This is a genomic window from Fructobacillus sp. ChS1-6f1-1-27, from assembly GCF_059579415.1.
Genome location: NZ_JCAOER010000026.1, coordinates 1 through 842, shown reverse-complemented (window position 1 = coordinate 842; position 842 = coordinate 1). Strand labels below are relative to the sequence as shown.

Genomic DNA, 842 nt, shown 5'->3' with positions numbered 1-842 from the left:
TACAGGCAATTAACGAATGTTTATCGCATCAAAATTCAATTAGTGCTATTGCAAAAAAATATGGCCTCCAACGGTCAAAATTGCGAATGATGTTAGCTGCTTATCAACATCATGGTCCCAAAATCTTTACCGAACCACCTAAAGTCACTTCGGAATTTCGAATTGAAGTGGCGACTTGGATGGTTCAAAATCAAGCTTCCTATGTTCTAACTGCCGCTCATTTCGGCTATCTTGGTATCGCTCAAATGTACCAGTGGCGAAAAATCTATTTACAGCAGGGAGAAGATGGGTTAAGGTCATTACAAAAAGGAAGACCTCCGATGACCAAACCCAAGCAATTAAAAGCATTAAGAAAAAACAAAAAGCAAAGTGACCAGGCTAAAATCGCTGAACTGGAAGAGCGAGTTCAAGAGTTAGAGGTGAAGAACGCCCTTTTAAAAGAATTGGCCTCGATGAAGAAAGATGGACTCCTAAAGTAGTTGCCCAAGCTATTTTTCGACTCGAGGCGGTTTATAAACAGAGCCTATTACTTCGTTATGCACCGATTCGACCCGCAACTTATTACTATTGGCGTCGTCGATTCTTACAAGCTGACCCTGATCAGGCCATTAAAGAAGCGATTCGAAAGATAGCAGAAGCCAACCCTTATTACGGTGTTTTACGAGTACACGCAGCCTTACGCCGCGTTCCAGGCTTTGAACAAGTTAACCATAAACGTGTCCAACGGTTAATGAAAATCATGGGCATTCAAGCCTTGGGTTATCGTAAGAAAATTCGGAAATATAATTCTTATCCGGGACCAAATGGTCAAACTGTTAAGAATCGCATTCGTCGTCGCTTCA

General features: G+C 41.7%; 2 protein-coding genes. Both read left to right on the top strand.

Annotated elements, in window-relative coordinates:
- The coding region (locus AC5162_RS06415; RefSeq protein WP_496534421.1) for a helix-turn-helix domain-containing protein at nucleotides 1–479 on the top strand (479 nt) is incomplete at its 5' end.
- On the top strand, nucleotides 443–842 hold a 400-nt coding region (locus AC5162_RS06410), incomplete at its 3' end, for an IS3 family transposase (RefSeq protein ID WP_496534422.1). The genes AC5162_RS06415 and AC5162_RS06410, both read left to right, overlap by 37 nt.